The sequence below is a fragment of the Amycolatopsis albispora genome, from assembly GCF_003312875.1.
GTDB lineage: Bacteria > Actinomycetota > Actinomycetes > Mycobacteriales > Pseudonocardiaceae > Amycolatopsis > Amycolatopsis albispora.
This window is the reverse complement of record NZ_CP015163.1, coordinates 1,505,251-1,528,393: the sequence shown is the minus strand read 5'-3', so window position 1 is coordinate 1,528,393 and position 23,143 is coordinate 1,505,251. Positions and strand designations below refer to the sequence as shown.

Sequence of the window (23,143 nt, the reverse complement as noted above, 5' to 3'; positions counted from 1 at the left end):
GCACAGGCAAGCGACCGGGAGGAAACGAACGTGCGCAAGGGAACAAGGATCTGGCTGACCGGGGCACTCGTGGCAGCAAGCGCGGTGGGCACAGTGAGCGCCGCGGGGGCGGCACCGGGGGCGGCCGGAGCCGCGGGGATGGCGCCGAGCGCCGGTAACGCGGCGAGCGCCGCGGGGGCGGCGCCGGGCGCCGGTAACGCGGCGGGGGCCGGGAGCGCGCTGGGCACAGCGGCGGCCGGAAGCGCGGTGGGCACAGCGGCGGCGCCGGGGTCCGGGAGCGCAGCGGGTGCCGGGAGCACGGTCAGCGCCGCCGAGGCGGCTGGGGTGGCGCCGAGCGCCGCGGCCACGGCGGAAGCCGTGGGCGCGGCAAGCCCGGCGGGGGCGGCGCCGGGGGTGGCGGCGGCTGGGCCGCCGGGGACCAGGGTGGTGGGCAGCGGGGGTGCGCGACTGCCGGGTGAGCACGGGCGGCCCGGTGACCCGGTGCGCTTCACCGTGGACGGGCGGCTGTCCCCGGACGGGGTGCCGTCCGGGCGCTTCCACGTCAACCATCTCACCACCGAAGGCGAGCCGTTCGCCGACTTCGAGGGCCGGATCGACTGCGTGCTGGCCGCCGACGGGCTCGGGGTGGTGACCGGCGTCATCGAGCGGGGGGACTTCCCGGCCGCGCCGCCGGGTACCGACCTCGTGGGGCGGCGCGTCGGCATCAGCGTGCGCGACGGCAGGCACGGCCAGGACGCCATCGGGTGGAGCTGGAGCACCGGCGGGTTCGCGCAGGACACCCTCAAGTGCAACAGCGCCATCCCGTTCCTGCCCATCGAGCACGGCGGCTACCGGGTCACCGGCGTCCCCTTCGGCTAGGCACTAGGTCACGGTGGTGACCACCACCGTGTGCACCGCCGACGCACCCCAGTCGCCCTCTTCGAACTGCTTGGCGCGCTGGTACACCTCCCCCGACCACCTCGGCCGCGGGTGCAGCGACGGCAACGTGCCGCTCGCCGAAAGCAGCGCGATCACCGCCGCCGTGCGCGGGTCGGCGGCGGCGCCGTCCTCCAGCACGGCGCACACCTTCCGCCGCAGTTCCTCCTCGTGCCGCCCGTCGCCGATGGGCAGTGTGGTCCGGTTGAACACCCCCAGCAGCCGCTTGCTCTCCCGCCGGAGCAGGCCGCGCTCCACCAGCCGGTCGGTCAGCGGCTTCCAGAGCCCACCGCCGATCGCGAGCAGCAGCGACTGCACGTTCCGCGGCCGCTCGGCGATCTTGTCGTAGGCCCGCCGCGGCATCGGATCCGGCAGCGGCCCGTCCCCGATGGCGAGCACCTGGGGGCCGTTCAGCTTCGGGCGGTCACCGCCGGTCTCGACCCGGCCGAGCAGGGCGAGTTCGACAAGCAGCGCGCCGCCGAGGGTGTAGTGCAGGGTGCCCGCCCCGGCGGGCGTGCCCGACTTGTCGTCGAGCAGCAGCAGGAGCAGGTCCTCGGCGATGAGCGTGGTGTCGTCCATGGGTTCCCTTTCGGTGCTCAGCACGCCAGGTCACGCGGCGGGCGCTGCCCGGTGAGCAGGAAGTTCGTGCCGGCGTCGTTGAGGCAGCGGTTGTCCAGGTACAGGTAGCCCAGGTGCCCGCCCTGGTCGGCGGTGACCATCCGCGCGCGGTCACCGAAGGCGCGCCGCAACTTCTGGGCGCCGGCCAGCGGGGTCGCCGGATCACGCAGGTTCTGCAGGATGAGCACGTTCGGCGGACCGTCACCGGTGATCTCCACCGGCGGCTCGACCGGCTCCGAAGGCCAGAAAGCGCACGGCGTCACGTTGGCCGCGGCAGCGCCGAACATCGGGTGCCGGAACCGGTCGACCGCGACGTTGCGCTGGTAGTGCCCGATCCGCTCCGGCCAGTCGGAGTCGTTGCAGATCACGTGCAGCTGGCTGGCGAGGTAGTTGTCCCCGGCCGGTGCCGCGGCGGCTTCCGGCTGTGGCAACGGTTTCCCGGTGTCGAGCGCGTGCCAGGCCCGCGCCAGCGACGGGAATTCGTGGTCGTAGTAGAACTTGGCGAAGGTGAGCTGCCGGAACACCTGGCCGTTGATGCCTTCCGGCGTCGGTTTCGCGTCCAGCCGCGCGGCGATCTCGAAGTACTTGGCCGTCACCTGGCCGGGTGTGCTGCCGAGCCCGTGTTCCGGGTGCGCGGCGGCGTACTCCGCGAAGTCCGGGAACCGGTCCTCGAAGCCTTCACCGAACATCCGCGTGAACGAGGCGTCCCAGCCGCCCGGGCCGGTGGCGCTGTCGATGAGGATCCGGTCGCTGCGCTCCGGGAACAGCGTGGTGTACACCGAACCGAGATAGGTGCCGTACGAGATGCCGAAATAGGACACTGTGGACTCACCGAGCGCCTCGCGGACCCGGTCCAGGTCGCGGGCGGTGTTGGCGGTGGTGATGTGCGGCAGCAGCGGCGCCGTCGCCGACGCACCGCACTGCGCCGCCACCACCTTCGCCTGCTCGGCCTGCGCGGTGACGTCGGCCGGATTCCTTGCGTAGAGCGGAATGTTGGTGATCCACTGCGTCGGCTGCAGGTCGCAGGTCACCGGCGTGCTGTGGCCGACGCCGCGCGGGTCCATCCCGATGATGTCGTAGCTGTCCAGCACTTCCTGCGGCAGCTTCAGGTTGTCCCGCAGGATGGCCGGGAACGCCAGGCCCTCCCCGCCGGGACCGCCGGTGTTGGTCAGCAGCACACCCCGGCGCTTCTCCGGATTGGTGCTGGCCAGCCGCGAAACCGCGATCTCGATCGTTTCGCCATCGGGATTCCGGTAGTCCAGCGGCACCTCGAGCGTCGCGCATTCGAGACCGGCTCCGGTGACGTCCGCCGGGCACTCGCCCCAGCCCGGCGGTTCCGCCGTCGCCGCGGGCAGCGCCGCGACCAGCGACGCCGCGACCACCACGGGCACCAGGGAAATCCGCAGCAGCTTCATCGGCGCGGCTCCCAGCGGAACATGCGCGACGCGAGCGCGACCGCCACGACCACCCACGCCAGCGTCGGGGCCAGCAGGAGCAGCGAATCGGTCACCGCCACGCCGCCGTTCCAGGCGTTGACCGCCAGTTCGGTGGCGGCACCGCCGGGCAGCAGCCGCTTGAGCAGCGTGAGGTCCTCGGTCCCGCTGATGCCGACCCAGCTGGCCACCGCGATGGTGCCGAGGCTGATCGGCAGCGTGGTCACCTGCGCGTGTTCCGGCGAGTTGGTCAGCCCGGCGGTGGCCAGGCCCAGCCCGAGCATCATCACCAAGGTCGCGACCACGCCGGCGACCAGCAGCGGGATGTTGTCGGGCGTGGTGGTGACCACGGCCAGCACGGTCAGGATCGCGACCACCTGCACCAGTGCGATGACGGTGACCGGGAGCAGCAGGCCGGTGAGGATGCCCGCGTCGCTCGCGGCGGTGGAGCGCAGTCGCTTGAGGAACAGGTTCTGGCGCCGCGACGCCAGCGTGGTCACCGAGGTGGCGTAGAGCCCGAACCCGCACACGGTGAACATCACGATCGCCGCGATGTAACCGAGGCTGGCCAGCTGGGCGAACACCTCGTGCTGGTAGATGAAGAACGCGCTCACCGCGACCGGCATGACGAAGCTGGTGACCAGCACCAGGCGGTTGCGGAAGATCTGGATCAGCTCGCTCAGGGCGATCGGCAACATGGGGTCGGAGTCCTTTACTGGTCGTTGGCGCCGATGGCGCGGAACACGTCGTCGAGCCGCGTCGGCCCGGCCTCGAGATCACCCAGCTCCACCGCGTGGTCCTGCGCCCAGCCGAGCAACGTGTGCAGGTCCTTCTGCAGGCCGAAGGTCTCGATGGCGAACTTCCCGTCGGCGTCACGCGTGGCCCGCAGCGGCAGCGCGGGCGCGGTGGCCGGGAGGGTGAAGCGGATGGCGCCGGGCAGGGTCCGCGTCAGCTCCGAGACAGTCCCCTCCCGGTGGAAGGTGCCGCGGTGCATCAGGCCGATCCGATCGGCGCGCTGCTGGGCCTCTTCCAGGTAGTGCGTGGTGAGCACGATGGTCGAGCCCTCGTCGCGCAGCCGGTCCACCGCGTCCCACAGGTCGTCGCGGGACTGGATGTCCAGTCCGGTGGTCGGCTCGTCCAGGAAGATCAGCTCGGGCGTGCCGTAGACGGCGGTGGCGAAGTCCAGGCGCCGCTTCTCCCCGCCGGAAAGCTGGGAAACCTTGGTGCGGCCCTTGTGCCCGAGGTCGACCACGCCGAGCACGCGGTCGACGGTGTCGGTGCGCTCGGTGAGCTTGCCGATCAGGCTGACCGACTCGCGCACGGTCAGGTCCGGCGAGAACCCGCTCTCCTGCAGCATGATGCCCATTCGCGGCCGCACCGCACGGCGGTCACGCGGGCTCTGCCCGAACACCCGGACGGTGCCCGAGGTGGCGCTGCGGTGGCCTTCGATGGTTTCCAGGGTCGAGGTTTTCCCCGCCCCGTTCGTGCCGAGCAGCGCGTAGAACTCCCCGCGCCGCACCTGGAAGGAAAGGTCCTTCACAGCGTGGAATTCGCCGTATTTGAGGTTCAGGCCCTCTACCTCGATGACTGGTGTGGACATGGCGGTAAGCACAACAGCCGGGAGCGCGCCCAGCCAGTGCGGTCACGTCACCGATGCACCATGACGTTCTTTGGGGTGAACGTGTGACACGGTGTCACTGGTACCCGGCCGTGGAACGGCCACAATGGACTCCTGGGACAGCGGAGCAGGCGAGCGGGAGAGAACGGGTAGCGGATGAAGGACGGGCGCGACGAGGACGCCGACCGGCGCCTGCGCCGCCTCAACCTCACCATGCTGCTGCCGGTGGTCGCCGCGGGCGGCGCGGCGACGGTGGCCTTCGATGCACGGAGCTGGACCGACGCCGCCGTGCTCGGCCTCGGCCTGCTCGCCGCGCTGGTCGCCTTCGTGGCGTGGACGAAGGGCAAGCTCACCGCGGTCGCCGTCCCCTGCCTGGTCGTCGCCGTGGCGGTGTGGTGTTACGGCTCGCTGGTCGCGGGCACCAGCACCGCGTTCTACAGCATCGGTTTCGTCGGCCCGCTCGTGGTCCCGCGGCTGCCGCGGTACCGGGCCGTGGCGGCGGTCGTGCTGGTCTCCCTGGTCACCGTGATCGGCGCGGGCAGGCTGCTGTGGCCGTATGACGACCTGCTCGGTGTGCTCGTGCCGTTTGTGCTCGTGCCCGCCGGGGTGACCGCGGTGGTGACCGGGCTGATGTTCCCCAACAAGCGGTTCTACGACGTCGTCCGGGATCTGGAGGAGGCGCGGGACCGGGAAGGAGAGCTGGCGGTGGCACGTGAGCGGATCCGGTTCGCCAGCGACCTGCACGACATCCAGGGCCACACCCTGCACGTGGTGAAGCTCAAGACCACGCTGGCCCAGCGGCTGGTGCGCACCGACCCCGGCCGGGCGGAGGAGGAACTGCGCGAAATCCACGCGCTGGTCGCCGACACCATCAGCCAGACCAAGGACCTCGCCTACGCGCAACGTCGGCTCAACCTGTCCGCGGAGCTGGAGAACGCGAAGAACCTGTTCGAGGCGGCGGGCATCCGCGTGCGCGTCCACCGCGAAACCGAGGTCGAAGCGGGCGCGGGCGAGCTGCTCGGCCAGGTCCTGCGTGAGACCACCACCAACATCCTGCGGCACGCGCAAGCGCGGCAGGTGCGGATCACCCTGTCGCGGGCGGGCATCACCATCGTCAACGACGGCGCGCCCGCCGGCCCGCTGCCCGTGCTCAGCGGGCTGTCCACGCTCCGCGAGCGGCTGGCGGCCAGCGGTGGCGAGCTGACCGTGGAGCAGCGGGACGGCAGTTTCCGGACGGCCGCGGCGTTCCCGGAGGAGAACCGATGACCACCGTGGTGCTCGCCGACGACGAAGCCCTGCTCCGCAAGGCGCTGGCCGCGCTGCTCCCGCTCGAAGGGGAGATCACCGTGCTCGCCGAAGCGGAGGACGGCGCGACGGCGATCGACGCCACCCTGCGGCACCAGCCCGACGTGCTGGTCATCGACCTGGAAATGCCGGGCGTGGACGGGCTCGGCGCGGTCGCCGAAATCCGCCGGGCGCGGCCCGAGCAGGTGATCCTGATGCTGACCCGGCACGCCAAGCCCGGGGTGCTGCGCAAGGCGCTGAAGCTCGGTGTGCAGGGCTTCGTCAGCAAGTCCGCGGAACCGGCGCACATCACCTCGGTGATCAGGACGCTGCACGAGGGCAAGCGGTGGATCGACCCGGACGTGTCCGCGCTCGCCGTGGTCGACGACTGCCCGCTGACCGAACGCGAACTCGACGTGCTCCGGGTGACCGGCGAGGGGTACTCGGTCGCCGACATCGCCGCGCAGTTGCACCTCGCGCCGGGCACCGTCCGCAACTACCTCTCGAACGCGATGCAGAAAACGCAGACCCGCACCCGGCACGAGGCCGCCCGCTACGCCCGCGAGCACGACTGGCTTTAGTGGTTCAGCCGGTGAACACGATCCGGTTGCCGTCGGGATCGGCCAGGCGCAGGATCCGCGACGACGTCGCCTGCTCCGGCCCGTCGTGCTCGATGCCCGCCCGGTCCAGCTCGGCGGCGCGGGTGCCGAGATCGGCTTCGTCCAGGACGATGGTGCCGCGGCCCGCCCGGTCCGGTTCGGCCCACACCTGAACGCCGAAGGTCGCGGCGAGGTGCCATTCGACGAGGCCGTCCATCGGCCGCGCGTCCGGCTCGCGCCCGAACAGCCTCGTGTACCAGGAAACGGCCTGTTCGAGGTCGGTGACCGTGGCCTGGGCCAGCATGCGTGTGATCGCCATCGTGCTCGTCCTCCCTTGTTCGCCGGGCTCTCACCGAGGTGGACCGGCGGCGCACCGGAAACTCATCGGCGGGACCGCTCCCGGGCCGGGAATGGCAGCATGTCCGGGTGATCCCGAAAGCCCGGCAAGCCCTCGCCCTGACCGCGTTCCTCGTGCTCGGCGCGGGCTGCGGCACCGACGATGCCCCACCGCCCCCGGCTGCCTCGGTTGCCCCGGCTTCTTCGGTGTCCCCGGCACCGGTCACCTCCACGACGACCAGCGCGGTACCGCGTCCGGTGACGCTGGAAGCGCTCGCGGAACACCCGTGCCAGGCCCTCGACGAGCAGGAGATGGCCGACCTGTTCGTCATCGAAGGGCAGTCGCGCGAAGGCGGTGAGCAGGAAACCGGCTTCCGGCAGTGCCAGTGGCACAGCGCGCGAGGGACGCTGCTGTTCGGCCCGCACCCGGGCTTCGACATGACCGCCGATCCGCGCGTGGCGGACCTGGAACCCGGTGAACTCGACGGGCACCGCACCATGCTGGGCGTCGACACCAGCCGTGACCGCTGCATGATGTACGTGGCCGTCACCGAGGGGCAGTCGTCGTTCCAGGTCGCCATTCATCCGCAGGGCCAGCAGCTCGGCATGCTCGGCTGCGACATCATCAAGCAACTGGCCACGAAGATCCTGGGCAATCTCGCCTGATCCCGGCTCGCGCCTTTTCCCGACACGAGGGAGATCGCCCGGGTACGCTCGCCTGACCGAATGCCGGGAGGGGGACTCGATGGTCTCGTACGATCTCGCCATCCTGCGGGATGCCACCGAGGCGATCAGCCGCCTCGGCCGCGACCAGATCAAGATGAACGCCTATGCGGCCACCGTGGCGTCGCTGCCGCTGCCCGCCGAGGGGTCGGCCGCCGAGAAGGCGCTGTCGTGCCGCCCGATGGTGGTCTCCTACGTCGGCGACCTCGTGTTCGAGATCGACCGGCAGCTGACCGTGCTGGCGCAGAACCTGCACGACACCGCCGAGGCCTACCAGCGGGGCGAAGCCGAGAACGTGCTCAAGATCAACCGGTTCTGGGACGACCTCGGCGAGTCGCCGGCGCGCCAGCCCAGCGACCCCGGTGACTATCCGAAGCGCGAGAACCTGGACTTCGACGAGCCGTCGAAAGGCCTGACGGACCCGGTCGAACTCGTCGAGCCGAGCCTGCTGCCGAACCAGGTGATCGATCTCGTCGCGACGGTCACCGACATCCCGTCCGACGTCGCCGACTTCATGCTGATCTACTTCAAGTTCCTGCTGGTCGTCACGCCCGGCGAGGACCCGGAGAACAACGAATGGGCGAAGGCCGCGATGGGTGAGTACGGCCCCATCTCGAAGGTCGGGAACGGCTACAGCCAGCTCGGCCGGGCGTACTTCGAGCTGAGCAACCAGTTCGAGCAGATCGGCAAGCAGCTCAAGCACGGCTGGACCGGTGACACCGCCGAACTGGCCGCCGACTACCTGCTGGTGGTGCTGCGCTGGATTCGCAGCGACGTCGCCCACGGGATCGACTTCGTCGGCGGCCGCTACGAGAAGGCGGCCGCCGCGTTGTACCGCGACGCCGCGCGCGCCGCGGGGGCGATCTCCGGTTATCAGGACGTGCTCGAGGACCTGCTCGAAGACGTGACGCTCGGCCTGGCCGAGAAACGGAAACCCCACTTCATTCTCTGGCGGACCGTTTCGAAGGCGGCGGCGGTCGCGGCGAAGAAGCTCCTCGTGGTCAACACGGTCGCGAAGCTGCTGCAGGTGGCGGGCAACCTGCTCGACGACTTCTACACCAAAACGCCGATCGCCCCCGGCTCGGTGCAGCCACCGAGGCGAGCCTGACATGGACGAGAACACCGACCCGGACGACCGCACGCCCGAGCCCGGCGAGAACGAACCGGGCGGCGCCGGGCAGGACGCCGTCGCCGCCGTGCTGGCCGACGGCCCGCTCACCATGGCCGGCCTGTACCGCCTGGCCTCGGCCGCGGACCGGGCGCAGATCGAGGAAGCGCTCGGCGAACTGCTGCACACCCTCGACCGGATGCCGTCCAGTGTGGACGAACCGTGGCTCACCGAGGCACGGCACGACGCGGAGGACAACCAGCGCGCGTTCCGCGAGATCCAGCGCGCGGAGGAGGAGCAGGCGCGGCACAGCAACCAGCCGCCGCCCCAGGAGGACTGGTCCGAGGGCGACTGGACCTGGCTCTCGAACGCCAGCGAGTGACTACCGGTTACACGACGCCCGCCTCGATCAGCTGCCGCCAGATCTCACCCTGGTCGACGACTTCGACACCGTGCTTCTCGGCCTTGGTGAGCTTGCTGGCCCCGACGTCGGCCCCGGTGATCAGCAGGTCCGTGCTCGCCGAGACCGAGGACGCGATGGCCGCGCCCGCCTTCTCGCACAAGCGCTGGAAGGTCGGGCGGGCGACCTTCTCCCCCGACCGCGGATCGCTGATCGCGCCGGTGATCACCACGGTCTTCCCGGCCAGCGGCGCACCGGCCGCCACCACCGGCGGCAGGTCCTCCTCTCGCACGTCCAGCGACACTCCCCGCTCGCGCAGCCGCGCCAGCTCCGGCCGCAGCCGCGTGAGGTGCTCGATCAGCGACGCGGCGACCTTCGGCCCGATGTCCTCCACCGCCACCAGCCCGTCCACGCCGGCGTCGGCGACCTCCTCCAGCGAGCCGAAGCCCGCACGGCACAGCCGCGCGGCGGTGCCTTCCGACGCCATCGGGATCGCCAGCCCGATCAGCGCACGGCGCAGGCCGACCTGCCTGCTCGCGTCGATCGACTCGATCATGCGGGTGGCCGACACCTCGCCGATGCGCTCGAACTCCAGCAGCCGTTCCTTGGTCAGCCGGTAGAAGTCCGACGGGTGCTCGAGAATGCCCGCTTCGGCCAGCCGTTCGATCCACACGCCGCCGATGGCGTCGATGTCCGCCGCCGCGCGCGAAGCCCAGTGGATCAGCCGCCGCACCGTCTGCGCCGGGCAGGACACGTTGGTGCAGAACAGTTCCCGGCTGTTGCCCTGCTCGGTCAGCGGCTGCCCGCAGGACGGGCACTCGGCGGGCGGCACGATCTCGCGCTCCGCGCCGGTGCGCTTGGCCGCGTCGAGCACCCCGGCCACGAACGGGATCACGTCACCCGCGCGGCGCACCAGCACGGTGTCACCGATCTTGATGCCGCGGGCGCGGATGACCTCCTGGTTGGCCAGCGTCGCGCGGCTGACCGTGGTCCCGCCCACAAAAACCGGCTCCAGCCAGGCCACCGGGGCGATCTTGCCGGTCTTGCCGACGTCCCAGACCACATCGGACAGCACGGTGGTGCGTTCCTCGGCGGCGAACTTGTACGCCAGTGCCCCACGCGGTGAAGCCGACCGCGTCCCGGCGGCGGCGTACGCGTCCCGGTCGGCCAGGCGCAGCACGGCGCCGTCGAGGTCGTAGTCCAGCTCGTCGCGCTGCCGCTCGATCTCGGCGATCACCTCCTGCGCTTCGTCGGCGTTCGCGCAGCGGCGCATCTCGGCGGCGGTGAACCCGAGCGTCTGCAGCGCGCTGCCGAGGTCGGTCTCCGCGATTTCGGAGTACAGGTCGAACGCGAAGAAGCGCAGGTTCCGCCCGGCCACGGTGGCCGGATCCTTGGCACGCAGCGTGCCCGCGGCCGCGTTGCGCGGGTTGATCAGCGGCTTGTCGGGATGCGCGGCGTTGTAGGCGGCGAAGGTGGAGCGCAGCATGACCGCCTCCCCACGCACCTCCACCCGGCCGGGCGCGTCGACGCGGTCCGGGATGCCGTCGGTCAGCGCCCGGACCAGCATGGTCACGTCGTCACCGGTGGTGCCGTCACCCCGGGTGACCGCCCTGGCCAGCCGCCCGTTCTCGTAGACGACGGCCAGTGACAGCCCGTCCAGCTTCGGCATCACCACCACCGGCTGGCCGGGGAAACGGGCGAAGAAGGCGGCGACCTGCTCGGGCTGGGTCGCCTTCTCCAGCGACAGCATCGGGCGGGAGTGCCGGATCGGCGCGTGCAGCACCGCGGGCGCGCCGACCTGGTCCAGCGGGTTGGGGTCGGGCGCCAGCTCGGGGTGCGCCTCGATCAGCCCGCGCAGCTCGTCCTCGATCGCGTCGTACTCCGCGTCGGCCACTTCCGGCGATCCCCGGTAGTAGGCGTCGCGCAGCACGACGATCCGATCGGCGAGTTCCTCTATGCGCTCCCGTGCGTCCACGACCAGCAACTTACCCGCGCCCACCGACAATCCCGTGCAGGCTACGGCGGTGTCCGCGCGGCTCGCTGGGTGAAGAGGTGGCGTTCGGCTTCGTTGCCGGTGTGGGTGGCGGCTCGGGTGTAGGCGGCGCGCGCCTCCTCGTGGCGGCCGGCCATCGCGAGCAGCTCGCCTTCGACGGCGTGCCGGTGGGCGTAGTCCTCCAGCGCGCCGTCGCTCAGGGTGGCGAGGACGGCCAGGCCCGCGAGCGGTCCGTCCGCGTGGCCGTGTGCCATGGCCCGGTTGAGGGTGACGACCGGATTCGGCTGGACCCGTTCGAGTACGTCGTACAGTCCGGCGATCCGCGCCCAGTCGGTCTCGACGGCGGTCGCGGCCGTGGCGTGGCAGCCGGCGATGGCCGCCTGCAGCACGTACGGCCCGGCCGCACCGAGCCGGTAGGCCCGGTTCAGCGCGTCCAGGCCACGCCGGATCAGCAGGCGATCCCACCGCGAACGGTCCTGGTCCGGCAACAACACCGGCGCACCCTGGCGATCGTGCCGGGCGGGCGCGCGGGCCTGCGTCAGTTCCAGCAGTGCCTGCAAGCCTTGCGCCTCGGCCACGTCCGGCATCAGCGCCGCCGTGCGCCGGGCGAGGCGGAGCGCGTCGTTGGCCAGCTCCGGCCGCATCCAGTCCGCGCCCGACGTGGCGCGGTACCCCTCGTTGAAGATCAGGTAGATGACCTCGAGCACCGACGCCAGCCGGGTGCGCAGCTCGTCCTCCCCTGGCAGCTCCAGCTGAATCCCCTTGTCCCGCAACGTCTTCTTCGCCCTTGAGATGCGCTGCCCGACCACCGGATCGGGCACCAGGAAGGCACCGGCGATCTCGCGGGTGCTCAGCCCGGCCAGGCAGCGCAACGTCAGCGCGACGCGGTACTCGCGCTTGAGTTCCGGGTGGCAGGCGGCGAAGAGCAAGCGCAACTCGTCGTCGCCGACCGGGTCGATCTCCGGCTCGGTCACCTCGGAGGTGGTGCGCCCCAAGGCTGCCACCGCCCGCCGGTGGGTGCCGTCGCGGCGGAACAGGTCGATCGCGCGGTTCTTGGCGGTGGTCATCAGCCAGCCTCCCGGCTTCGGCGGCACCCCGGACACCGGCCACTGCTCGAGCGCCGCGACCAGCGCGTCCTGCGCGAGGTCCTCAGCGAGGCCGACATCGCCGGTGAACCGGGCGAGCGCCGCGACGAGCCGGGCGGATTCGATCCGCCAGATCGCCTCGACGGTGTCCCGCCCGGGCCCCGGGTGTGCCGCGGTCACTCAGGCCCCTGGCATGTCTTCGGGACCGAACACCCGCAGCACGCGCGCCTCGCCCGTCCAGCCGGGCCAGTGCTCGGCGTGCAGCGCGAGGAAGCGCCGCGCCCACTCCACCGCCTCCTCCTTGGTGCGGGTGTCGTAGATGGCGTAGCTGATCATTTCCTTCGATTCGGCGAACGGGCCGTCGGTGATCGTCACCTCGCCGCCGTCGAGGGTGACCTTCGCACCGTCGGCACTGGGCGCCAGGCCCGCGTTGTCGATCATCGCGCCGGACTGGGTGGCTTCCGCACCCAGCCGCATGATGCCTGCCATCAGTTCGTCCGGCGGCGGGGTGTCGGGCTGGCTGGCTTCGAGTACCACGAGGTAGCGCATGGGTTCTTCCTTCTCTGGTTGTCTGTCCATGATGGAGGATCGGGGTCAGCCGCAGGTGTTGGGCATCTGACGGTAGCGGTGCACGGCCAGCGCGGCGATGAGCGCGAAGACAGCCACCACCGCGGCGGCGAACACGCCGACGCCCGCCGCCCCGGAGGCCATCGCGGCGAACGAAGCGAGGAACAGCGGCGCGATCACCCGGGCGGCCAGGGCGTGACGTGCGAAGCCCTCCCGCGCGAGACGCCGAGCCAGCACCAGCAGCCCGGCCGCCAGGCACGGGAAACCGACACCGCCCGCGGCGAAGTGGATCAGCGCGCTGGTGCTCATCACCTCGGGTGCCACCGCACCGGCCGGGAAGCCGCCGCCGGCGTCGACCGGGAAGATCCCGGCGACGACCATGCTCAGCCCGAACACGCCGATCAGCGCCGGCGCCCACCGCGCGCCGGGCCCGGTGGCCAGCGCCCGCCGCAGGCCGACCGCGAAGGCCAGCACCATCAGGCCGGTGGCCACCAGGTTCACCACCTGCACCCAGCCGCCGTCGCCGACCGCGAGCTGGCTCCAGGCGTGCCGGGACAGGTCGAAGCCGTCGCGCAGCGCGCCCTGCACGAGCGAGGCGGTGACGTAGACCGGACCGGCCAGCACGCCGTAGCCGAGGAGCGACTTGGTGATCCGGTCGGCGGTCAGCTCCGCCGGGGCGGAGGCGGTTCCGGCGCGGGTCGCGATGGTGGTCATGGCGGGACTCCTTCGTGGGCGGTGGCCGGCCTGTCCGGCACCTCACCACCTCCACGAACACCGCCGCCGGATTTTGCACCTCCGCCCGAACTTTTTTGAATTCCGGGAAACCGCAGGTCAGCGCGCTAGGACAAGGTAGGCGAAGCCGAACACGCCCCGGTAGTCCTCGAGGTACTGGCGCTGGCGGGGTGTCCAGCCAGTCGCGCACTTCGGCGGCACGCGAGTCATCGCCGTTGCCGACCAGCCACTCCCGCAGCCCGGCCAATGAGGTCGTCCCCGCGCGCCGGTGGGTGCAGGGGGTTGCCTGGGGCGGCGGAGATGTCACGAATGTGGCTTTCGAGACGCCAAACGTCTCGAAAGCCACATTCGTGACATCGGCTCCCCTCGACTCAGTCATGGTGCGAGTTTTGCGTGATCCTGTCAACTTCTTGCGTGATCTGCTGCCGGTATTGCATGCTATTCACCCACCTGTGAACTGGATCACTACCCGTCCCCACGGAAAACGAGGCGCCCATGCGACGCGCACCGACCGTCCGCCTCCTGGCGGCCACCCTGCTCACCACCGCCATCGCCGCCCCAGCGGCCACCGCGCAACCAGCCGCCCCGACGACCACCGAGCAACCGGCCACGCCCCGCGGCGCGACCCTCACCTACACCACCTACGAAGCCGAAAACGCCGACTTCCAGGGCCAGCTCCTGGAACCGACCCGAAACGCACCTTCGGGCACACGAACTTCGCGACCGAGTCGTCGGGCCGCAAGTCGGTCCGGCTCGACGCCCAGGGCCAGTTCGTCGAGTTCACCTCGGCCAACCAGGCCAACTCGCTGGTGGTCCGCAACTCCGTGCCGGACGCGCCGGGCGGTGGCGGCCAGGACCACACCCTCAGCCTGTACATCGACGGCGCCTTCAGCCAGAAGGTGACGCTGTCCTCCAAGCACAGCTGGCTCTACGGCAACACCGACGATCCCGAGGGCCTGACCAACACCCCGCAGGCCGACGCCCGCCGGCTGTTCGACGAAAGCCACCTGCTGCTGCCGAAGTCCTATCCCCCGGGCACGAAGTTCAAGCTGCAGCGCGACGCCGACGACAACGCGGCCTTCCACATCATCGACCTGCTCGACCTCGAACAGGTCGCCCCACCGTCCGGAAAACCCGCCGAGTGCACGTCGATCACCGACTACGGCGCCGTGCCCGGCGACGGCGTCGACGACGCCGCGGCCATCCAGAAAGCGGTGACCGACGACCAGAACGGCGTCATCGACTGCGTGTGGATCCCGCCGGGCCAGTGGCGGCAGGAAGCCAAGATCCTCACCGACGACCCGGACAACAACGGGCCGTACAACCAGGTCGGCATCTCGGACGTGACCGTCCGCGGCGCGGGCATGTGGCACTCCCAGCTGTACTCGCTGATCGAGCCGCAGGACGCGGGCGGCATCAACCACCCGCACGAAGGCAACTTCGGCTTCGACATCGACCGCAACACGCAGATCTCCGACATCGCGATCTTCGGTTCCGGCCGCATCCGCGGCGGTGACGGCGGCGACGAAGGCGGGGTCGGCCTCAACGGCCGCTTCGGCACCGGCACCAGGATCTCGAACGTCTGGATCGAGCACGCCAACGTCGGCGTCTGGGTCGGCCGCGACTACAGCAACATCCCCGCGCGCTGGGGTCCGGCCGACGGCCTGGAGTTCAGCGGCATGCGCATCCGCAACACCTACGCGGACGGCATCAACTTCACCAACGGCACCCGGAACTCACAGGTGCGCGAGTCCTCGTTCCGCACCACCGGCGACGATTCGCTCGCGGTGTGGGCCAGCCAGTACGTCAAGGACCCGGCGGTGGACATCGCGCACGACAACGTGTTCGCCAACAACACCATCCAGCTTCCCTGGCGCGCCAACGGAATCGCGGTCTACGGCGGTCACGGCAACCGGATCGAGCAGAACCTGGTCGAGGACACCATGAACTACCCGGGCATCATGCTGGCCACCGACCACGACCCGCTGCCCTTCTCCGGCACCACCACCATCACCGGCAACGCCCTGCACCGCACCGGCGGCGCGTTCTGGGGTGAGCAACAGGAATTCGGGGCCATCACGCTGTTCGCGGCGAGCCGCGACATCCCCGGCGTGACCATATCCGGCACCGAGATCCACGACTCCACCTACGACGGCATCCAGTTCAAGAACGGCGGTGGCGCGGTGCCGGACGTCGCGATCAGCGACGTGACCATCACCAAGTCCAACAACGGCGCGGGCGTGCTCGCCATGGGCGGTGCGCGCGGCAGCGCCACGCTGACGGACGTGACCATCACCGGCTCGGCCGAGGGCGACATCGTGGTCGAACCGGGTTCGCAGTTCGTGATCAACCGGCCCTGAGCCTGCGTGCTCACAGGCCCAGCAGGCCGGGGCGGGTGGCGTGGCGGCGCCAGTGCGCGGCCGGGTCGGGCACCAGCCGCCGCTCGGTGAGGTCGAGCAGCCCGCACACGCTGCTCACCTCGGCCACCCGCTCGCCGTCCTGCCGGTGCAGTTGCTGGACGATGCGCGAGGTCTTGCCGCCGGTCCACGTGTACGCCGAGGTGACCGTGGCGCGGTCGCCCGCGCGCAGTTCGGCGAGGTGCCGGATGGTGGTTTCGAGGTTCACCGGCCCCACGCCCGCCGCGTGCAGCGCGGCCGGGTCGACGCCGGCCGCCTCGGCGGTCACCCAGCGGGCGTGGTCGGCGTAGACCAGGTACGCCGGTCCGCGGACGTGGCCGTTGGTGTCGAGGTCGTCGAGGCGGACGGACAGCGTTATCGGCTCCATGCGCCGACTCTGGCCGGTCAGGACAACGTCGTCTGGTGGATTCCGGCCACTCCGGCGTGACGTGCGTAACCGGCCACCAGCCGCGCCGGTGACGAGCCGGACAGGCGGGCGCACTCGTGGCCGAGGTGCGACTGGTCGGCGTAGCCCAGCTCCGCGGCCACTGTGGACAGCGACGCCCGGCCGGTCGCCAGCTCACCGATCCGGCGCACGAAACCGGAAAACCGCAGTGTCCGCTGCACTTCCTTCGGGCCGCACCCGGTGGCGGCCCGCAGGCGCCGTCGCAGGGTGCGCTCGCTCAGGCCGAGCCGGTCGGCCGCGAGATCGACCCTGGCGCCTGGGATCGCCAACTCCCGCACCACTGCCGGGAGCGCGGGATCCGGCCGGAACCCGTCACGCAGCCGTCGCGCGACGAACCGTTCCAGCACCACACGCTGCTCGGCGGGACTCACCGCCGCTTCGAGCGCCCCGGCCGGGACCAAATCGGTCACCGGCGCGGCACCGAGCAATCCACCCGCGACCCCGCAGCGCAGCCGGAGCCCGACTGACCGGCCGTCCGCCGCCAGCGGAACCCGCAGCGGCCCGAAACCGGTGGTGACGAACAGCCGTTCCCCATTCCACGCGAGGTCCACGCAGCCGTCCGGCAGCACCCGCAGCATCCGCGACCAGCCGGGCACGCCTTCCCAGGTGCACCGGACCACCCCGGCCAGCTCCGGCCGCGGCGCGAACTCCCGGTACACGGACAGCCGCCCGCGCACGGCGGCCGAAGAACACAGTGGCACTCCCATGGCTAGTCGCCCTCGGGAGTGGGCACCCGGAAGACCCGCAGTTGCAGGGCGAGTGTCGCGTAGTAACCGACCAGCGTGGTCAACTCGACGACCGTCCGCTCACCGACCGCCGTGACGGCCGCGGCGTAGGTCGAATCGTCGGCATCGCCGTCATCGAGCAGCGCGCGGACGAATCGCAGCGCGGCCAGCTCGGTGTGGTCCAGGCCGTCCGGCAGTTCGCCGGACCGGACGGCCGCCAGCTGCTCCGCCGTGACGCCCGCCGCCAGCGCGACCGGCTCGTGGGCGTACCGCTCGAAGCCGGAGTCCCAATGCGCGGCGACGGCGAGAATCGCCAGCTCGCGCACACGCGCGCTCAGTGAAGTCTCGTACCGGATGGCGGCGCCGAGCCGTTGCAGCGCGGTGCCCACCGCGGGCGCGACCAGCATCGCGTTGAACGGCCCGGCGAGCCGTCCGTAGTCGTCGGTCAGCGGGACCGGACCGCCCGCGCGCGGGCCGCCGGTGATGGCGTCGTACAGCTCGCGTTGCCTGTCGTCGAGTTCGCCTGGTTCGAGGTGCGGCAACCGGGTCATGACCGCCATCCCACCCTACTGAGTAAATGCACCGTCGGGCGGCCACGGAATTAACTGCGTAGCGAAACCCCCGCCGTCCGTAGGCATCCGCGCCGCCACCCGACCTTCGTCGGTACCCGGCGCGCTGAGCAGGCGCTTACTTTTCGCCGTACCCGCCGGATTCCCGGCGGTTTCCCCGGTTCGGAGAAAGGACCTCGACCGTGAGCCGAGTCCGTACCCTTGGCGCCGCCGCGGCCGCCACCCTCGCCATGACCCTGCTCGCCGGCGGAACGGCCACCGCGGGCGGTGCGCAGCCCGACATCGTCGGCGGCGGCACCGCGCCCAGCGTGCCGTGGGGCGCGCAGGTCTACGTGGGCGGCAACTTCAACTGCTCCGGCACGATCATCGCGCCGCAGTGGGGTGCTCACCGCCGAGCACTGCCTCGGCAGCTCGATGAGCGTGCGCGTGGGCAGCAACAACCTCGGTGGCGGCACGCAGATCAGCGTGGACCAGCAGCGGGTCTCGCCGGTCGGGGACGTGGCGCTGCTGCACCTGACGCGCTCGTTCAGCACCACCTACATCACCCTCGGCAACGCCGATCCGGCCGTCGGCTCGACCAACCAGATCTACGGCTGGGGCCGCACCACGCCGACCGGCCCGGCCTCCCCGGTGCTCAAGACCGCCAACGTGCGGGTGACCGGGAAGTCGACCGACGCGTACGGCGGACCGGCGATCCAGAGCCGCGGGATCGACGGTGCCGCCTGGAAGGGCGACTCCGGCGGCCCGCAGCTCTCCGGCGGTCGCCAGGTCGGGGTGGCTTCGACCGTGCAGAACCAGGGCGGCAGCAACCCGACCGGCACGAACAACTACGCCAGCGTGGCCAGCAGCCGCTCCTGGATCAGCCAGACCGCGGGCGTCTGACCCGGGGCACCGGCCGGTCAGGGGATCGGGTCGGTGCTGTCCAGCCATTCGGTGCTCATCTCACCGGCGGCGTGGATGCAGACCAGTTCCAGGCGCTCGGTGCCGTTGTTGCGGAAGGTGTGCGGGGTGTTCGCGCCGACCACGACAACGTCACCGGGCCCGGCCTCGGTCACGTCACCCTCGGCGTAGAAGGTGCCCCGCCCGGAGCGCACGATCCACGTCTCCGGGTACGGGTGCCGGTGCGGCTTCGGGCCCTGGCCCGGTTCGGCGTCGACCAGGAAGAAGGAGATGTCGGCGCCGTAGGGCGCGCCGATGAACTGGGCGTTGCGCGGGCCTTGGGGCGGGTGGAGTTCCCGGATCACGTGGTGCACGGCTGGCTCCTGCCTGTCTGTTTTCCGGCGGTTCACTACTCCGTCGAACGAGCATGCCCCGCATCGACCGGCGCACCGATCCGGAATTGCGCTTCTTCCTGGTGTGGAACCGGCCGCGACGGGGTATCTCCCCGATGTGCTGGGCAGCAGGGAAACGGTGCGGAACTGGGTGTTGCGGAGCAGGCGGAGCGGCACCTCGCTGGCGGTGCTCTGGACGCTGATTTCCCTGGGCGTCGCGTTGATGCTGTGGGTTTCGGGGATCCGCGCCTGGCCGGTCTACCTGCTGGTGGCACCGAGCACGGTGGTTTCGGTGCTGCTGTGGATCGGCGTGGTGCGCCGCCGCCGGGCGGGAAACGGCAGGTTACAGCGGGAATGACGGTGTCACGCCCTACAGTGATCACGTGGAGGATCCCCGCTCGGACCGGCTCGCCGCGGTCGCCAAAGCGCTGAACGACCGCGCCTCGGCGGTGACGGCCGAACTGGTCGGCCTGTACGAACGGGAGCTGCCCCACCTGGTGCACGACGACGAGGGCATGGTCAGCCTGCTCTCGGCGAGCGTCTACCAGAACATCGACACCGCGTTGCGCATCTTCCAGCACGGCATCGACCCCGCCCGCGTCGAGGCGCCCGCCGCGGCGATCGAGTACGCGCGGCGCCTGGCGCAGCGCGGCACCTCGGTGATCGACCTGATCCGCGCCTACTACCTCGGCCAGATGGCGGTGCTGGACCTGGCCATCGAGGAGGGCACGCGGCAGATCGACGACGCGGCCGTGCTCGGCGCGCTGACCCGCGAGGCGCTGTCCGGCGCGCTGGTGTTCATCGACCGGGTGACCCAGCAGGTGGTGGCCGCCTACGAGGAGGAGCGCGACACCTGGCTGCTCAACCGCAGCGCCGTGCGCGCGGCGCGGGTCCGCTCGCTGCTCGAGGGCGAGGCGGGCGATCTCGCCGCCAGCGAGGCCGCGCTCGGCTACCGGGTGCGCGGCAACCACGTCGGGCTGGTCGCCTGGTACGCCGAGACCGCGCGCCCGCCGCACGCGCTGGCCGGGTTGGAAGCGCTGGCGCACCGGTTCGTGCCGCCCGGTGGGCCGCGCCCGTTGTTCGTGCCGCACGACGAGCTGTGCGCGTGGGTGTGGCTGCCGGTGGGCGAACTCGCCGGGCCTTCCGACGCGCAGATCGAAGCCGCGCTGGCGGAGGACTCCCAGGTGCGGGTCGCGGTCGGTGAGCCGGGGCGCGGTGTCGAGGGGTTCCGGCGCACCCATCGGCAGGCCGCCCGCGTGCACGCGCTCGCCGTCGCCGCCGGGGACGGCTGTGACCGGGCGATGACCTTCCGTGACGTCGGCGCGATGGCGCTGATGGCCACGGACCTGACCGCCACCCGCATGTGGATCGAGGACACCCTGGGCGACCTGGCCACCGACGACGAGCAGCACGAGCGGCTGCGCGAGACGCTGCGGGTGTTCCTCACCGTCGGCAGCAGCTACACCGCCGCGGCCGATCGCCTGCTCATGCACAAGAACTCGGTGCAGTACCGGGTGCGCCGGGCGCAGGAGCTGCTCGGCAGGCCGGTGGCGGACAACCGGCTGGACGTGGAGCTGGCGCTGAACCTCTGCCACCGGCTGGGCAGCGCCGTGGTGGCCCGCCGTTAGGCGTTTTCGGTACGCCGGACCAGTGCGGGCGGAATTCCTTGGTCCGTTGGCACGAAGCTTCTTCACCCGCCTGGCCCTAGCCTGACGCCATGGAAGGCATGGCACCGGAGCCCGGTCCCGCGATGATGATCGTCCGCCTGCGGCGCGGCATCGTCGGCGAGACCAGACGGGTGTGCCACCTGGTGCCCGCGTCCGCCCAGGCCATCCCGGCCGAGCTGCGCGCGCTGTGCGGCGAGGTGCTCCAGCGGGTCCAGGCGGACCTGCTGGACGGCCTGCGCGGCATGCCCTGCGACCGGTGCCTGGCGCTGTCCACCCGCTCGCTGCGACTGGAGCGCGCTTCGTAGCTACCGGATGCGGCGCAGGGACTCCTCGTCGCGGCCGACGACGGCGGTCGTGCCGTCGATCAGGATCGGGCGTTCGATCAGCACCGGGTGCTCGGCCAGCAACTGGATCCAGCGGTCGCGGTTCGCGGCGTCCTTCGGCAGCCCGGCGAGGCCGAGTTCCTTCGCGACCGGCTCCTTGGTCCGCGTGATCTCCCACGGCTCGCGGCCCAGCTTGCCGAGCACCTCGGTCAGCTCCGCCACGGTCGGCGGCTGGTCCAGGTAGCGGCGCTCGGTGTACTCGGTGCCCGCCTCGTCCAGTGCCTTCTTCGCCGTCCGTGACTTCGTGCACCGCGGGTTGTGCCAGATCTCCATGCGGTCATTCTCCACCGGGGTGTGCCGCGGGTGGCCACAACCGGACATTTGACACGCCGGCGGGCCCGGTGCTCCCCATTTCCCAGTAGTCTGTGAGCGCTCCCAGAACACCGGCTCTGTTTCCGGCGGCGGAGCCGAACCCGATTCTCTGCCCCCTTGCGATTCGGAGTTCAGCCATGGCAAGAACCACCCGTGCCGCCGCGGCGATCGCGCTGCTCGGCGCTTTGCTCTCGACGCCCGTGACGCAGGCCGCCCCGCCCGCCGGGGCCACCACCGAGCAGCTCGACCGCGGCCTGATCAGCGTGCGGACCGCCGACGGGAACTTCCTCAGCTGGCGGCTGCTCACCGGCGATCCGGACAGCCCGGCCTTTGCCGTCTACCGCGACGGCACCCGCCTCACCGAGGTCACCGGCGCGACGAGCTTCCTCGACCAGGACGCACCCGCCACCGCCTCCTACACCGTGCACCCCGTGGTGAACGGCGTCGAGTCCCGCGCGGCCGCGGGCGCGCAGTCGCTGGCGTTCCCGATGGCCTCCAGCATGGACGTGCCGCTCCAGATCCCGCCCGGCGGCACCACGCCGTCCGGCGAGAACTACACCTACAACGCCAACGACGCCAGCGTCGGCGACCTCGACGGCGACGGCCAGTACGAGCTGGTGCTCAAGTGGGAACCCAGCAACGCCAAGGACAATTCGCAGGCGGGTTACACCGGCCACACCTATCTCGACGCGTACAAGCTCAACGGCACCCGGCTGTGGCGGATCGACCTCGGCCGCAACATCCGCTCCGGCGCGCACTACACGCAGTTCCAGGTGTTCGACTACGACGGCGACGGCCGCGCCGAGGTCGCGATGAAAACCGCCGACGGCACCAGGTCCGGCACCGGCCAGGTGATCGGCAACGCCGGTGCCGACCACCGCAACTCCAGCGGGTACATCCTCGCCGGGCCCGAGTTCCTGTCGGTCTTCCGCGGCACGGACGGCGCGGTGCTGGCGACCGCGGACTACGTGCCGCCGCGCGGGAACGTGGCTTCGTGGGGTGACAACTACGGCAACCGGGCCGACCGCTTCCTGGCGGGCACCGCGTACGTGGACGGGTCGCGGCCCAGCATCATCATGGCGCGCGGGTACTACACGCGGTCGGTGATCGCCGCGTGGGACTTCCGCAACGGGCAGCTGACGCGGCGGTGGACCTTCGATTCGAACTCCTCCACCAACGGCGCGGCGTGGACCGGCAAGGGCAACCACCAACTGTCGGTCGCCGACGTGGACGCGGACGGCCGCGACGAGATCATGTACGGCTCGATGGCGATCGACGACAACGGGCACGGCCTGTGGCAGAACAACACCCACCACGGCGACGCCTACCACGTCGGCGACTTCATCCCGTCGCGTGCCGGGCTGGAGGTGTTCAAGCCGTCGGAGTGGACCAGCGAGCCCACGCACTGGATGGGTGACGCGCGCACCGGGCAGATCATCTGGAGCGCGCCGGCCTGCGGCTGCGACAACGGCCGCGCGGTGGCCGCGGACGTCTGGGCCGGCCATCCCGGCGCCGAGGCGTGGTCGTCGTCGGTGTCCGGACTTCGCAGCGGTACCAACGGAAACCAGGTCTCCGCGCGCAAGCCCGGCTCGACCAACTTCGTGATCTGGTGGGACGGGGACGCGCAACGCGAACTGCTCGACGGCACGCACATCGACAAGTACGGCACCGGCGGGGACACCCGGCTGCTCACCGGTTCCGGGGTCGCGTCGAACAACGGCTCGAAGGCCACGCCCGCGCTGTCCGCCGACATCCTCGGCGACTGGCGGGAAGAGGTCGTCTGGCGCACCACCGACAACCGGGCGCTGCGGATCTACTCGACCACCGACGGCACCGGCATCAGCCGCCCGTCGCTGATGCAGGACCGGCAGTACCGGGTGGCCGTCGCCTGGCAGAACACCGCCTACAACCAGCCGCCGCACCCCAGTTTCGCGATCGGCTGA

At 71.1% G+C, this 23,143-nt stretch carries 25 protein-coding genes and 1 pseudogene; 12 read left to right on the top strand and 14 right to left on the bottom strand.

Annotated elements, in window-relative coordinates:
- Nucleotides 1-246 precede the first annotated feature (246 nt).
- The gene (locus tag A4R43_RS42590) at nt 247-858 is read left to right on the top strand and encodes a hypothetical protein (RefSeq protein ID WP_162788238.1); all 612 of its coding nucleotides are present in this window, start codon (nt 247-249) and stop codon (nt 856-858) included.
- 3 nt (nt 859-861) lie between these two features.
- Here the strand turns inward: A4R43_RS42590 and A4R43_RS07395 are convergent, their stop codons facing one another.
- The 4 genes from A4R43_RS07395 to A4R43_RS07380 are packed head-to-tail and all read right to left on the bottom strand — an operon-like array spanning nt 862 to nt 4,566.
- Nucleotides 862-1,494, bottom strand: coding sequence for a GOLPH3/VPS74 family protein (locus A4R43_RS07395; RefSeq protein ID WP_113691630.1), 633 nt, complete (start codon nt 1,492-1,494; stop codon nt 862-864).
- A gap of 17 nt (nt 1,495-1,511) precedes the next feature.
- Complete coding sequence (locus tag A4R43_RS07390) at nt 1,512-2,948, bottom strand: alpha/beta hydrolase (protein WP_113691629.1); 1,437 nt, start codon at nt 2,946-2,948, stop codon at nt 1,512-1,514.
- Nucleotides 2,945-3,664: an ABC transporter permease gene (locus tag A4R43_RS07385; protein ID WP_113691628.1), complete on the bottom strand. Its 720-nt coding sequence runs from the start codon at nt 3,662-3,664 to the stop codon at nt 2,945-2,947. Before A4R43_RS07385 ends, A4R43_RS07390 begins: the two co-directional genes overlap by 4 nt.
- 14 nt (nt 3,665-3,678) lie before the next feature.
- Nucleotides 3,679-4,566 carry an ABC transporter ATP-binding protein gene (locus A4R43_RS07380; RefSeq protein ID WP_113691627.1) on the bottom strand — a complete coding sequence of 296 codons (888 nt, stop codon included), beginning with the start codon at nt 4,564-4,566 and terminating at the stop codon, nt 3,679-3,681.
- 174 nt (nt 4,567-4,740) lie between these two features.
- On the opposite strand from A4R43_RS07380, the gene A4R43_RS07375 reads away from it, so the two are divergent.
- Together A4R43_RS07375 and A4R43_RS07370 are read left to right on the top strand one after the other, a co-directional pair.
- Nucleotides 4,741-5,850 (top strand): sensor histidine kinase, encoded by a 1,110-nt coding sequence (locus A4R43_RS07375; RefSeq protein ID WP_113691626.1) that lies wholly within the window; start codon nt 4,741-4,743, stop codon nt 5,848-5,850.
- On the top strand, nt 5,847-6,449 hold the full coding sequence (locus tag A4R43_RS07370; RefSeq protein WP_113691625.1) for a response regulator transcription factor: 603 nt from the start codon (nt 5,847-5,849) through the stop codon (nt 6,447-6,449). Before A4R43_RS07375 ends, A4R43_RS07370 begins: the two co-directional genes overlap by 4 nt.
- A 4-nt stretch (nt 6,450-6,453) precedes the next feature.
- Here the strand turns inward: A4R43_RS07370 and A4R43_RS07365 are convergent, their stop codons facing one another.
- Nucleotides 6,454-6,786, bottom strand: a complete 333-nt coding sequence (locus tag A4R43_RS07365; RefSeq protein ID WP_113691624.1) for a VOC family protein — start codon at nt 6,784-6,786, stop codon at nt 6,454-6,456.
- Between the two features lie 107 nt (nt 6,787-6,893).
- Between A4R43_RS07365 and A4R43_RS07360 the strand changes: the two genes are divergently transcribed.
- The 3 genes from A4R43_RS07360 to A4R43_RS07350 all read left to right on the top strand — a co-directional run bounded on the left by A4R43_RS07360 (nt 6,894) and on the right by A4R43_RS07350 (nt 9,016).
- Nucleotides 6,894-7,469: a DUF3558 family protein gene (locus A4R43_RS07360; protein ID WP_162788358.1), complete on the top strand. Its 576-nt coding sequence runs from the start codon at nt 6,894-6,896 to the stop codon at nt 7,467-7,469.
- A gap of 79 nt (nt 7,470-7,548) precedes the next feature.
- A complete protein-coding gene (locus tag A4R43_RS07355; protein WP_113691622.1) occupies nt 7,549-8,634 on the top strand; it encodes a hypothetical protein in 1,086 nt (361 codons plus the stop codon).
- A 1-nt stretch (nt 8,635) separates the two neighbouring features.
- Nucleotides 8,636-9,016, top strand: a complete 381-nt coding sequence (locus tag A4R43_RS07350; protein ID WP_113691621.1) for a hypothetical protein — start codon at nt 8,636-8,638, stop codon at nt 9,014-9,016.
- A gap of 7 nt (nt 9,017-9,023) precedes the next feature.
- On the opposite strand, the gene ligA is transcribed toward A4R43_RS07350, so the two are convergent.
- From ligA to A4R43_RS07330, 4 genes are read right to left on the bottom strand one after another with little or no spacing between them, the layout of a single operon-like run.
- Nucleotides 9,024-11,009 (bottom strand): NAD-dependent DNA ligase LigA, encoded by a 1,986-nt coding sequence (gene ligA, locus A4R43_RS07345; protein ID WP_113697406.1) that lies wholly within the window; start codon nt 11,007-11,009, stop codon nt 9,024-9,026.
- 41 nt (nt 11,010-11,050) lie between these two features.
- Complete coding sequence (locus A4R43_RS07340; RefSeq protein ID WP_113691620.1) at nt 11,051-12,292, bottom strand: RNA polymerase sigma factor; 1,242 nt, start codon at nt 12,290-12,292, stop codon at nt 11,051-11,053.
- The gene (locus A4R43_RS07335; RefSeq protein ID WP_113691619.1) at nt 12,293-12,661 is read right to left on the bottom strand and encodes a YciI family protein; all 369 of its coding nucleotides are present in this window, start codon (nt 12,659-12,661) and stop codon (nt 12,293-12,295) included. It abuts the gene before it with no gap.
- A 45-nt stretch (nt 12,662-12,706) separates the two neighbouring features.
- A complete protein-coding gene (locus A4R43_RS07330) occupies nt 12,707-13,393 on the bottom strand; it encodes a DUF998 domain-containing protein (protein ID WP_113691618.1) in 687 nt (228 codons plus the stop codon).
- Nucleotides 13,394-13,788: 395 nt separating this feature from the next.
- Between A4R43_RS07330 and A4R43_RS07325 the strand changes: the two genes are divergently transcribed.
- Nucleotides 13,789-15,771, top strand: a complete 1,983-nt coding sequence (locus tag A4R43_RS07325) for a hypothetical protein (RefSeq protein WP_418190810.1) — start codon at nt 13,789-13,791, stop codon at nt 15,769-15,771.
- Between the two features lie 10 nt (nt 15,772-15,781).
- On the opposite strand, the gene A4R43_RS07320 is transcribed toward A4R43_RS07325, so the two are convergent.
- Genes A4R43_RS07320 through A4R43_RS07310 form a run of 3 tightly spaced genes read right to left on the bottom strand, consistent with a single transcriptional unit; the run spans nt 15,782 to nt 17,549 of the window.
- Nucleotides 15,782-16,195, bottom strand: a complete 414-nt coding sequence (locus tag A4R43_RS07320; RefSeq protein ID WP_113691617.1) for an acyl-CoA thioesterase — start codon at nt 16,193-16,195, stop codon at nt 15,782-15,784.
- Between the two features lie 17 nt (nt 16,196-16,212).
- Nucleotides 16,213-16,980, bottom strand: a complete 768-nt coding sequence (locus A4R43_RS07315) for a helix-turn-helix domain-containing protein (RefSeq protein WP_113691616.1) — start codon at nt 16,978-16,980, stop codon at nt 16,213-16,215.
- Nucleotides 16,981-16,982: 2 nt separating this feature from the next.
- Nucleotides 16,983-17,549: a carboxymuconolactone decarboxylase family protein gene (locus A4R43_RS07310; protein ID WP_113697405.1), complete on the bottom strand. Its 567-nt coding sequence runs from the start codon at nt 17,547-17,549 to the stop codon at nt 16,983-16,985.
- 200 nt (nt 17,550-17,749) lie between these two features.
- Between A4R43_RS07310 and A4R43_RS07305 the strand changes: the two are divergent.
- A pseudogene (locus A4R43_RS07305) lies at nt 17,750-18,449 on the top strand (S1 family peptidase).
- A 17-nt stretch (nt 18,450-18,466) separates the two neighbouring features.
- Here A4R43_RS07305 and A4R43_RS07300 read toward each other — a convergent pair.
- Nucleotides 18,467-18,820 (bottom strand): cupin domain-containing protein, encoded by a 354-nt coding sequence (locus tag A4R43_RS07300; RefSeq protein WP_113691615.1) that lies wholly within the window; start codon nt 18,818-18,820, stop codon nt 18,467-18,469.
- 157 nt (nt 18,821-18,977) lie between these two features.
- Here A4R43_RS07300 and A4R43_RS07295 point away from each other — a divergent pair, with 157 nt between their 5' ends.
- The 3 genes from A4R43_RS07295 to A4R43_RS07285 all read left to right on the top strand — a co-directional run bounded on the left by A4R43_RS07295 (nt 18,978) and on the right by A4R43_RS07285 (nt 20,810).
- A complete protein-coding gene (locus tag A4R43_RS07295; RefSeq protein ID WP_113697404.1) occupies nt 18,978-19,196 on the top strand; it encodes a hypothetical protein in 219 nt (72 codons plus the stop codon).
- A gap of 25 nt (nt 19,197-19,221) precedes the next feature.
- Nucleotides 19,222-20,466, top strand: coding sequence for a PucR family transcriptional regulator (locus A4R43_RS07290; protein WP_113691614.1), 1,245 nt, complete (start codon nt 19,222-19,224; stop codon nt 20,464-20,466).
- Nucleotides 20,467-20,555: 89 nt separating this feature from the next.
- Nucleotides 20,556-20,810: a hypothetical protein gene (locus A4R43_RS07285; RefSeq protein ID WP_236808820.1), complete on the top strand. Its 255-nt coding sequence runs from the start codon at nt 20,556-20,558 to the stop codon at nt 20,808-20,810.
- On the opposite strand, the gene A4R43_RS07280 is transcribed toward A4R43_RS07285, so the two are convergent.
- A complete protein-coding gene (locus tag A4R43_RS07280) occupies nt 20,811-21,161 on the bottom strand; it encodes an arsenate reductase family protein (RefSeq protein WP_113691613.1) in 351 nt (116 codons plus the stop codon).
- 176 nt (nt 21,162-21,337) lie between these two features.
- Between A4R43_RS07280 and A4R43_RS07275 the strand changes: the two genes are divergently transcribed.
- Nucleotides 21,338-23,143: a rhamnogalacturonan lyase gene (locus A4R43_RS07275; RefSeq protein WP_113691612.1), complete on the top strand. Its 1,806-nt coding sequence runs from the start codon at nt 21,338-21,340 to the stop codon at nt 23,141-23,143.